The sequence below is a fragment of the Eudoraea sp. genome (genome assembly GCF_049669105.1).
Taxonomy (GTDB): domain Bacteria; phylum Bacteroidota; class Bacteroidia; order Flavobacteriales; family Flavobacteriaceae; genus Eudoraea.
This window is the reverse complement of sequence record NZ_JBATKE010000198.1, coordinates 1-11,391: the sequence shown is the minus strand read 5'-3', so window position 1 is coordinate 11,391 and position 11,391 is coordinate 1. Positions and strand designations below refer to the sequence as shown.

Genomic DNA, 11,391 nt, shown 5'->3' with positions numbered 1-11,391 from the left:
GATCACCACAATGTAAATTATACTGATGAAGCCATTATCGCCTGTGTCAAGCTGACCAACAGGTATATGACGGACCGGTTTTTACCGGATAAAGCTATAGATGCGCTGGACGAATCTGGTTCGCGGGTACATATAATTAACATGGATGTTCCAAAGCAAATTCTTGAATTGGAAAATCAGTTGGATGATGTGCGTGAATTGAAGAATAGCGTGGTTAAGAAACAGCGTTATGAGGAAGCTGCAAAGCTTAGGGATGATGAAAAGAGACTTGAAAAGGAACTGTCTATTGCACAGGAAAAGTGGGAAGAAGACAGTAAACTTCACCGTGAAACCGTAAGCGAAGATAATGTTGCCGATGTAGTATCTATGATGAGTGGAATTCCGGTTAATAGAATAGCACAGACGGAAAGCAATAAGCTTGCTGAGTTGCCAAATCTTATTAAAGGGAATGTAATTGGACAAGATGAAGCTGTAGCTAAAGTAGCCAAAGCCATTCAACGAAACAGGGCTGGTCTAAAAGATCCTAATAAACCTATAGGTTCCTTCATTTTCCTCGGACAAACCGGTGTTGGTAAAACCCAGTTGGCCAAGGTATTAGCACAAGAACTTTTTGATTCTGAAGATGCCTTGATTCGCGTTGATATGAGCGAGTATATGGAAAAATTTGCCATATCCAGATTAGTAGGGGCTCCTCCTGGTTATGTGGGTTACGAGGAAGGTGGACAACTTACTGAAAAAGTTAGGCGCAAACCTTATTCTGTAATTCTTTTGGATGAAATTGAAAAAGCGCATCCTGATGTTTTTAACATGTTACTTCAGGTATTGGATGATGGTTTTTTGACAGATAGTCTAGGGCGTAAAATAGATTTTAGGAATACAATTATTATAATGACTTCGAATATTGGTGCCCGACAACTTAAGGACTTTGGACAAGGCGTTGGTTTCGGTACAGCGGCCAAAAAATCGCAGGAACATGATTACCATAAGAGTGTGATTGAAAATGCGCTTAAAAAAGCTTTTGCGCCGGAGTTTCTGAACAGAATAGATGATGTTGTTGTATTTAATCCATTGGAGCGAAAACATATACACAAGATTATCGACATTGAATTAAATAAGCTTTATGAAAGAATAAAGGATATTGGATACCATCTGAATTTATCTGATAAAGCAAAAGATTATATCGCTGATAAAGGTTTTGACAAAGAATACGGTGCCCGACCTTTAAAAAGAGCTATTCAGAAGTATATTGAAGACACCCTGGCGGAAGAAATTGTAAATTCTAAACTCGAAGAAGGGGATAGTATTTTTATGGATTTGGATGAAAAGAAAAATGAACTGTCTATTAAGATAAAAAAATCCAAGAAGGGCTCCAAAGCATAACAAAATGTAAGAATTTAGTTATAAAGGAATCAAGTTATTTGGTTCCTTTTTTTATTTCCCTAGATTACAACAAGTAAGAATAAGAATACAGTTTCAACCCCGTGTAAACCAGTCAAACGATATATACGCTTTTGATCTAATATTTTTCGGAAACCTTGCCCAAGCGTATACTTTCGTTTAAGACACACTAAACTATATGAAATGAAAGTCGGACCGGCTAAGAAAATTATTATAGTTAAAGAATACAACTTGGATATTGGTACCGTTCAGGTATTTAAAAATCATATGGTTGCAATCTTTGACGAAGGGGCAACACTTACCCTGGAAAGGGCTTATCAAATTATAGGAATTTCAGAGATACATTTCAGAGATATAAACTTTGGCATTATTAGTCTCAGAAAAAATTCTTATGCCGTTGACCCCACTATTTACAGCTATTTAAGGGAGTTAAAAAATCTTAAAGCATTTGCTATTGTTTCCGTAAAGGAAGTAGATATGCATAATTTTAAAATTGAAAAACTCTTCTACAAAAAACCAATGAAATTTTATATTGATTATAACAATGCACTGGCCTGGGTGCAAAGAAGAGTTAGAAAGAACTGAGAACTAGTTCTCCTTCGTTTCTTTTTCAATATCTGTAGGGGGTACATTAAACAGATCAAGATAAGCTGGTCCAATACCATTAATTATTGCTGTTGCAGTCAGCGCCTGGTATCCTAAGTTTTCAATTGCTATATCTCCTGCTCTACCGTGGAGGTATACTCCAAAAATTGCTGCTATTAAAGGTTCATACTTCTGGGCAATTAATGAGGTTATCACACCGGTAAGTACATCTCCGCTTCCTGCCGTGGCCATTCCGGGGTTTCCTGTAGTATTTACATATCCCTTCCCATTGTAGACTACTATAGTATGAGCCTCTTTGAGTACCAGGATACAGTCGTATTTTTTGGAGAATTCTTTGGCTTTGTTTAGTTTATCAAAATCGTCCTCCCAATTACCTATCAAACGTTTCAATTCTCCCGGGTGAGGTGTAAGTATAGTTTTTGGTGGAAGCATTTTTAACAGGGATTTTTTTTTGGCAATTATATTAAGGCCATCAGCATCAATAACCATTGGACAGTTCGTTGTTCCTAAAAACTTTGTGAACGCTTCCTGAGTACTTGTGGCAGTTCCCAGTCCAATTCCCATGCCTATTACATCGGGCTCTATGTTTAAAGAAATATTCATGATTTCATCTTGGCCCTGGTCTGTAATAACCATAACCTCAGGTAATGAGCTCTGAATTGGTATATATCCGCATTTTGGTACATAGGCCGAAACCAATCCACTCCCGGAGGTAATACAGGCCCTGGAAGCAAGGGAGACAGCACCAATTTTTCCATAGCTGCCGCCAAGAATCAAAGCATGCCCATACGTGCCTTTATGTGAAAATTTTTCCCTCGGTAAATAATATTGTAAAACCTTACTTTTCATTATAAGCTCATAGTCGGCCTCTGTTTGTTCAATAAATTTTTGAGACAAATCTATATTCAAAATTTCCCATTGATTAGAGAATATTCCGGTTTCCGGTAAGAAAAAAATAAGTTTTGGAAACTGAAAACTCAGGACATAATTGGCTTTGACCACCGCTTTTGAATTTTTAACGGCCTGATCTAAAAACAAACCAGAAGGGACATCAACTGAAACCACAAAAGCCCCTGAATTATTAAGATGTTCTATAAGCCGTTCTACCCATTGATCGGGTGATCTGTTCAACCCAATCCCGAAAAGAGCATCAATAATAATATCTTCTGAATCTATTGAAGGGAGTTCAGCATCGTGGTTAACAAAGTTTGGCCAAATCTTGCGGTCCTTTAACCGTTCCAAATTAGTCAGGAAATCGTGAGACCTCTTCTCACTATAGTTTACAACAAATACTTCAAAATTGTAGCCATGTTCCCATAATTGCCTGGCCAGAGCTAATCCATCGCCGCCGTTATTCCCAATCCCGCAGAACAACTTAATTTTAACCTGATCACCCTGTAACCTATGGTGAAACCAGTTAAAAAGCCTGGTTGCGGCCCTTTCCATAAGCGCATCACTGCTAATATCCTGCTCTTCTAATGTAAATTGGTCGGCTGCGTATATCTGTTTGGCTGTAAATATCTTCATTTCCCGTTTAAAGGTTAGATTTTGAGTTCCCTTATTAAGTGATAAGCGTATTTGAAATAGATTGTTCCATTTTAGTTCCCATTTACAAATTCTGATGTATTGAATGAATCAACCTAAAAAGGGACTATTTTATGTAAAAATATTTGAAAAAAATTGATGACTTCGTAAAAATAACATGAATTATTTGATAAGGGGTTCAAAAGACCTACTTTTGAATTGTTATCATAGGCATTATGAAAAGCATATCGGACATAAATAAATGGGCTTCATCCCATACCAACAGGCACAATTTTGCTGTTATCACTACTACTACCCCTAAGGGGTAAGATTCTACATACACGTCCGCACCCATTTATATATAGTAACACCCCCTGTATCAATCAAGCAATTAATAATATCGTGAAATGAAGATTTTAAAATTTGGAGGTACTTCAGTAGCCAATGCACAACATATAAAGCAGGTTCAGAATATCGTCAAAAATTTGGATGAAAATAATATTGTGGTTGTAGTATCTGCACTGGGAGGAATTACAGATCTGCTGCTAAAGACTGTTGATTTGGCATCAAACCAGGATGAAAGCTATAAAGATAGTCTTCGGGAAATAGAAGACAGGCATATAAAGACCATAAAAGAACTTATCCCAATTCAATTACAAAGCGCTATTTTAAGTAAGGTAAAAAGCGAATTAAACACTCTGGAGACCTTAGCAGAAGGTGCATTTCTAATTGCCGAAAAAACGCCGCAGTTAACGGACAAGATTGTTAGTTTTGGTGAGCTTTTATCATCCTTTATTATTAGTGAATTCTTTATCTCGACAGGCATGAATGCAGCATTTAAGGATAGTCGGGAGCTGATCAAAACTGACGACACTTATGGAAAGGCTGTCGTGAATTTTGAAAGTACAAATACCAACTGTAAAGCTTATTTTTCAAATACAAAAAATAAAATAACTGTCATTCCCGGATTTATTTCTTCATCAGCCAAAGGTAATCACACAACCTTAGGCAGAGGCGGTTCGGATTATTCTGCGGCTGTGGTTGCCAGTGCAATAGATGCAGAAGAATTACAAATATGGACGGACGTAAGTGGGATGTATACAGCAAACCCCAGGATAGTTAAACAAGCCAAAGCCATACCGCAGATCTCCTATGAAGAGGCAATGGAATTGTCCCATTTTGGAGCCAAAGTCTTGTATCCACCTACCATTCAACCTGTTCTATCGAAAAACATACCTATCCTTATTAAAAATACTTTTGCCCCGGAGGAGGCAGGTACTTTGATAGCTAAAAATGAAAATGTCCTGGGCAAATCTGTTCGGGGAATCAGTAATGTTGAGCATATTACGCTTCTTTCCCTAGAAGGTCCCGGAATGATAGGAATACCGGGCATTTCAAAACGATTTTTTGAAGTGCTTTCTCAGGCAGGTATTAGTGTTGTCCTTATTACTCAGGCATCCTCAGAACACTCCATTTGTGTTGGAATTTCTGATAATGATGCAATTATTGCAGAATCACTGGTAAACGCAGCCTTTGAATATGAAATAGCCACACAAAAAATTAAGCCGGTTTTAGTGGAAACCGGGCTTGCCATCATTGCTTTGGTAGGAGATAATATGAAAAGTCATCAAGGACTAAGCGGCAAGATGTTTAGTGCATTAGGTAAAAATAATGTAAATATCAGAGCCATAGCCCAGGGGGCATCAGAAAGGAATATTTCCGCCGTAATAAAAAATGATGATGTTAAAAAAGCTCTTAATACTTTACATGAAGAGTTCTTTGAGGAGAACATTAAGCAATTAAACCTCTTCGTAATGGGCGTTGGAAATGTGGGTTCCAGATTTATTAAGCAAATCCAAAAACAGAAAAAGTACCTTAAAACCAACCTTAAGCTAAATCCCAGAGTAATTGGATTATCCAATTCCAGAACCATGATTTTCGAAGAAGGCGGAATTCCTTTAGAACATTGGGAAGAGCTTTTAGCAAAAGGTGAAAAAGCTGATAGGACAAAGTTTTATGAAAACGTATTGAAGTACAATTATCGAAATAGCATTTTTGTAGATAATACAGCCAGCGAAATAGTAGCCAATGATTACTCTGATTATTTAAAGCGCAGTATTTCAGTAGTTACCTGTAATAAAATTGCATGTTCTTCGGACTATAAAAAATATAGAGACCTTAAAGATCTTTCAAGGGAATACAATTCTCCATTCCTTTTTGAGACCAATGTGGGTGCCGGATTACCCATAATAGATACTTTGAAGCATTTGATAGCGTCCGGAGATAAAATAAACAAAATACAAGCAGTATTGTCCGGAAGCCTGAATTTTGTTTTTAATAATTTTAATGACAAAACCACCTTTCATGATATTGTTAAAAGAGCGCAAGAAGAGGGTTATACTGAACCGGATCCAAAAATAGATTTAAGTGGTATTGATGTCATGCGAAAGATTTTAATTTTGGCACGAGAAAGCGGTTATGTACTTAATATTGAAGACATAAAGAACAAATCATTTTTGCCTGAGGAAAGTCTGGCTGCAACCAACAATGAAGACTTTTATGCCTCACTTACTGCCCATGAAAAATCGTTTCAAAATTTATTTAAAAAGGCCGTTTCTTCTGAAAGCAAGCTCAAATATGTTGCAGAATTTGAGAATGGCAAAGCAAGTGTTGGCTTAGAGTTAATCCCTAAAGGTCATGACTTTTATAATTTGGAAGGAAGCGACAATATTGTTCTTTTTTATACTGAAAGATACCCTAACCAGCCGCTGATCATAAAAGGAGCCGGAGCTGGGGCCGATGTTACAGCATCCGGAATTTTTGCAGATATAATTAGAATAGGAAATTTTTAATCAAATGAATAGTATTAAAGTCTTTTGTCCGGCTACCATAGCTAATATCTCATGCGGATTTGATGTCCTGGGTTTAGCATTGGAAGCAATAGGTGATGAAATGATAGTACACAAGACAAATGAACCTGGTATTAAGATCTCTAAGATAACAGGACAATCGCTGCCCCTGGAGACTATGGATAACGTAGCCGGTGTAGCGGGATTAGCCTTATTGAAAGAAAGCGATTATTCTGGTGGGTTTGAGATAGAAATACATAAAAAGATTAAAGCCGGCAGCGGTATTGGAAGTAGCGCCGCAAGTGCCGCAGGAGCTGTATGGGCCATGAATGAACTTCTGGAGAAACCTTTTTCACCAATTGAGCTGGTAAAATTTGCTATGCAAGGCGAGGCATTAGCCAGCGGTGTAGCGCATGCGGACAATGTAGCACCTGCATTATATGGTGGATTTACTCTGGTACGCAGTTATGAACCTCTGGATATTATAAAAATAAACACACCTCCGGAGTTGTACGCAACAGTTATCCATCCTCAGATTGAAGTAAAGACATCAGATTCAAGAAAAATACTGAAAACATCAATTTCTTTAAAAGATGGGATAAAACAATGGGGGAATGTTGGTGGCCTTATATCAGGCCTTTTCCTTGAAGATTATGACCTAATTGGCAGGTCTCTGGTAGACCATATTGTAGAACCTATCCGCTCTATGTTAATACCGGGTTTCAGTGAAGTAAAATCAGAAACCATTAAAGCAGGAGCCCTGGGCACAGGTATTTCTGGTTCTGGTCCTTCAATTTTTGCCCTGAGTAAAGGAAAGGAAACTGCGGAAAGAGTGGCGAAAGCCATGAAAAATGTATATATCAATATAGGTGTGGATTATGATGTATATGTTTCAAAAATAAATACCATAGGAATGCGTAAAATATAATTTTGACTTTTACTTCCATAAAACCGGCAAATGAAATTTTATAGTCTAAATAAAGAAGCTGCGGATGTATCATTTAAAGATGCGGTCATTAAAGGAATAGCTCCCGATAGAGGATTATATTTTCCCAGGGAAATAAAACCCTTGCCTCCTGCTTTTTTTGAAAATATTGAAAATCTTGCTGATCATGATATTGCCTTTAAGGCAATAGAACAATTTGTACGAGAAAGCATTCCGGAAAATAAGTTAAAAGAGATCTTAAATAGCGTGTTAGATTTTCCTTTTCCTGTTATTGAATTGGAAAAAAATGTGGCAACATTGGAACTTTTCCATGGGCCCACCCTTGCATTTAAAGATGTGGGAGCACGATTTATGGCGCACTGCCTTGGATATTTTTCAGAGAATCAGAACAGTGAAGTAACCGTACTGGTAGCCACTTCCGGGGATACAGGAGGTGCTGTGGCCAATGGCTTTTTAGGGGTTAAAGGCGTTAAGGTGGTTATATTGTACCCAAGCGGTAAAGTCAGTGATATTCAGGAACGGCAGTTAACCACTTTGGGGCAGAATATAACGGCCCTTGAGGTTAATGGGAACTTTGATGATTGCCAGAATATGGTTAAAACTGCCTTTTTAGATTCGGATCTGAAGTCAGAAATGCAATTAACTTCTGCAAACTCAATAAATGTGGCCAGATGGTTACCTCAAATGTTTTATTTTTTGTTTGCATATAAAAAGCTGAAAAACAAAGAACAGCCTATAGTTTTCTCCGTCCCAAGTGGCAATTTTGGAAATATTTGTGCCGGAATGGTTGCTCAAAAATTAGGTATGCCGGTTGCTCATTTTATTGCTGCAACAAATGTAAATGATACGGTTCCTCTTTATATGCGCACGCAAGAGTATTCCCCTAAAACTTCAAAAGCCACTATATCGAATGCGATGGACGTAGGAGATCCCAGTAATTTTATTAGGATAAGAAATCTTTATAAAAATAATTTTACCGAATTAAAAAATATTCTGTCCTCATATTCATTTACAGATGAAGAGACAAAACGGGCCATGCACAGCATATATGATTCAAGTAGCTACATTGCTGATCCTCATGGTGCAGTAGGGTATTTAGGTTTAAAAAAATACCTGAAGGATAAATCTGATACCTTTGGTATCTTTCTGGAAACTGCGCATCCCGTTAAATTTTTAGACGTAGTTGAAGAAACTCTAAAGTTGAAATTACCCATTCCTTCTCAGATTCAAAAAGTACTAGAAAAAAAGAAAATTTCCATCAAGATAGATACCTACGAAGAACTTAAAAATTATTTGTTGAACAAATAGGCCATCTTATTTTTATAAGTCATAAAACATTGTGAAGCCTGATTTAGCTATCTATTAATTTTCTATAAATTTGCGCAGCTAAAATTGACGAAATATGAAGAATACAGCTTTAACCAGGACCCACGAAGCACTGGGGGCCAAAATGGTTCCATTTGCCGGGTATTTAATGCCGGTATCTTACGAAGGAGTTAATGCCGAACATGAAACGGTGCGAAAATCTGTGGGCGTCTTTGATGTTTCTCATATGGGAGAGTTCTTAATAGAAGGACCCAACGCTTTAACGCTTATTCAAAAAGTCACATCCAATGATGCTTCAAAACTGACGGTCGGAAAGGCCCAGTACAGTTACTTTCCAAATGAGTCTGGTGGTGTAGTGGATGACCTTATCGTATATAGAATAAAAGAAGAAGTTTATCTCCTCGTAGTGAATGCCTCTAATATTCAAAAAGATTGGGATCATATCTCTAAGTATAATAAAAAGATAGGGGCTACACTTAGGGATATATCGGAAAACTACTCATTATTGGCTATTCAAGGCCCAAAAGCGGTCGAATCCATGCAGTCTTTAACATCCGTAGATTTGTCGGCAATTAAATTCTATAATTTTGTGGTTGGCGACTTTGCGGGGATAGAACATGTTATCATTTCAGCAACAGGATATACAGGTTCCGGAGGTTTTGAAATCTACTGTAAAAATGAGGAAGTAAAGCAAATTTGGGATAGTGTTCTGAAAGCTGGTACCGATTATGGTATTAAACCTATTGGTTTGGCTGCCAGGGATACTCTTAGATTAGAAATGGGGTATTGTTTATATGGAAATGACATTAATGAGGACACTTCTCCCCTGGAGGCCGGTCTTGGTTGGATTACAAAGTTTAGCAAAGATTTTGTGAACAGTGAGGCTCTGGCTAAAGAAAAGGAGCTAGCTCCAAAACAAAAATTAATTGCCTTTGAATTGGAAGAAAGAGGCATTCCAAGACAAGGTTATGACATTGTAGATGGAAATGACAATAAAATTGGTTTTGTCACATCGGGCACCATGTCTCCTTCCTTGAATAAAGGAATTGGTTTGGGCTATGTGCATTCTGGATTTTCTGAACCAGGTAGCGAGATTCATATTCAAATACGCAAGAATACAGTAAAGGCAAAAGTTGTTAAATTACCATTTTATAAAGTATAGATTACTTTTAGACATGAGGAGGAAAAAAGGGTGAAAGACGGAGGAAAGAAAATACTGATACTGGGAGGAAGTGGTTTTATTGGCTATGCTATATACAAGGAACTCTGCAATTATTTTGATACCTATGCTACCTATTGTTCATCTGGAGGTGCTTTTGAAGACAATAACCAATTTATAAGGTATGACATGCAGGAAGATGATATCTATCAACTTCTTGAGAAAATACGTCCGCAAATCATTATTTCTGCGTTAAGAGGTAATTTTAGCGCACAAGTTCAGGCACACCAGCACATCGTAGAATATCTTGTTAAACACGACTGCAAGCTCTATTTCTTATCTTCTGCTAATGTGTTTGATGCGTACAGCAAATTCCCTTCCTATGAACATGACAAAACCTTATCCGAAAGTGTCTACGGGAGGTTGAAAATCAGAATAGAGAACATGCTTTTACGATTGCCTAAATCTAAAATGGCCATTTTAAGAATACCAATGGTTTTTGGAAATTCCTCTCCTCGGGTTAAAGAAATGAAGAAATTTATTTGGAATAATGAACCTATAGAAGTTTTCCCAAATCTGATTATTAATGTAACAAGCGATTACAAGCTTACTCAGCAAATCCATTATCTCATTAATCGAAATAAGAGCGGAATTTTTCATTTGGGCAGTTATGATTTGGTTCATCATGAAGACTTTATTAAGGATATCCTTGAAAGGATTGGGAGCTTTAATCCCATTTTTAAAAGAGTATTCACCACAAATGAGGAACGTTATCTGGCAGTCTTGCCTAAAGACAATAAACTTCCGAAAAACCTGCGAATTAGTTGCCAGGAGATTATTGATCATCATGTTATGGGTTAACTAATAAGAAATCTGTTTATTTTAAAGGGCTTAAGTCATATTTTTCTAACTTTAAGAAAAATAGAATAGTATGAAAAAATTAAGCGAAGAAGAAATAACCAAAAAGCTAAAAGAATTTCCTGGTTGGGAATATAAAGACACCGCTATTGAAAGGACCTATAAGTTTAGCAATTTTAAAGAAGCTTTTTCCACAATGACACGAATTGCATTTGAATGCGAGGCACAAAATCACCATCCGGATTGGTCAAATGTCTACAACTCTCTTAATATACGATTGAATACGCATGATGTTGGCGGTATAACCAATAATGATTTTGAACTTGCAAAAAGCATTGAAAATATAGTAAATAACAAATAATTTTTACCAATTATATCATCTCTTGTCTCCACATTTAAATTTGTTAAATTTGCTTTCAATAAATAGGTTGTATTAATTTATGGGAAGAGCATTTGAATTTAGGAAAGCGCGGAAAATGAAGCGATGGTCAGCAATGTCCAAAGCTTTTACACGGATTGGGAAGGATATCGTCATGGCTGTAAAGGAAGGTGGCCCTGATCCTGATTCCAATTCGCGGTTAAGGGCGGTAATTCAGAATGCCAAGTCGGTAAATATGCCCAAAGACAATATCGAAAGAGCCATTAAAAGGGCATCAGATAAGTCACTAGGCGATTTTAAGGAGGTTTTGTTTGAAGGGTATGCTCCCCATGGAATAGCTATTTTA

9 protein-coding genes and 1 pseudogene are annotated in these 11,391 nt (G+C 37.1%); 9 read left to right on the top strand and 1 reads right to left on the bottom strand.

Annotated features, from left to right (window positions below; genetic code table 11):
- On the top strand, window positions 1–1,380 hold a 1,380-nt coding region (locus WBM60_RS15105), incomplete at its 5' end, for an AAA family ATPase (protein ID WP_424283278.1).
- A 201-nt stretch (window positions 1,381–1,581) separates the two neighbouring features.
- The gene (locus tag WBM60_RS15100; protein ID WP_424279581.1) at window positions 1,582–1,983 is read left to right on the top strand and encodes an STAS/SEC14 domain-containing protein; all 402 of its coding nucleotides are present in this window, start codon (window positions 1,582–1,584) and stop codon (window positions 1,981–1,983) included.
- Window positions 1,984–1,986: 3 nt separating this feature from the next.
- Here the strand turns inward: WBM60_RS15100 and WBM60_RS15095 are convergent, their stop codons facing one another.
- Window positions 1,987–3,531, bottom strand: coding sequence for an NAD(P)H-hydrate dehydratase (locus WBM60_RS15095; RefSeq protein ID WP_424258590.1), 1,545 nt, complete (start codon window positions 3,529–3,531; stop codon window positions 1,987–1,989).
- A gap of 404 nt (window positions 3,532–3,935) precedes the next feature.
- On the opposite strand from WBM60_RS15095, the gene thrA reads away from it, so the two are divergent.
- The 7 genes and pseudogenes from thrA to WBM60_RS15060 all read left to right on the top strand — a co-directional run.
- Window positions 3,936–6,380, top strand: coding sequence for a bifunctional aspartate kinase/homoserine dehydrogenase I (gene thrA / locus WBM60_RS15090; RefSeq protein ID WP_424283277.1), 2,445 nt, complete (start codon window positions 3,936–3,938; stop codon window positions 6,378–6,380).
- A 4-nt stretch (window positions 6,381–6,384) separates the two neighbouring features.
- Entirely contained in the window at window positions 6,385–7,305 is a 921-nt protein-coding gene (locus tag WBM60_RS15085; protein ID WP_424258586.1) for a homoserine kinase, read from the top strand.
- A 30-nt stretch (window positions 7,306–7,335) separates the two neighbouring features.
- Complete coding sequence (gene thrC / locus WBM60_RS15080) at window positions 7,336–8,631, top strand: threonine synthase (protein WP_424258584.1); 1,296 nt, start codon at window positions 7,336–7,338, stop codon at window positions 8,629–8,631.
- A 94-nt stretch (window positions 8,632–8,725) separates the two neighbouring features.
- Window positions 8,726–9,811, top strand: coding sequence for a glycine cleavage system aminomethyltransferase GcvT (gcvT, locus tag WBM60_RS15075; protein WP_424258582.1), 1,086 nt, complete (start codon window positions 8,726–8,728; stop codon window positions 9,809–9,811).
- A gap of 30 nt (window positions 9,812–9,841) precedes the next feature.
- A complete protein-coding gene (locus tag WBM60_RS15070) occupies window positions 9,842–10,669 on the top strand; it encodes a sugar nucleotide-binding protein (protein ID WP_424279723.1) in 828 nt (275 codons plus the stop codon).
- 70 nt (window positions 10,670–10,739) lie between these two features.
- The gene (locus WBM60_RS15065; RefSeq protein ID WP_424283276.1) at window positions 10,740–11,027 is read left to right on the top strand and encodes a 4a-hydroxytetrahydrobiopterin dehydratase; all 288 of its coding nucleotides are present in this window, start codon (window positions 10,740–10,742) and stop codon (window positions 11,025–11,027) included.
- Window positions 11,028–11,106: 79 nt separating this feature from the next.
- A pseudogene (locus WBM60_RS15060) lies at window positions 11,107–11,391 on the top strand (YebC/PmpR family DNA-binding transcriptional regulator); the annotation flags it as partial.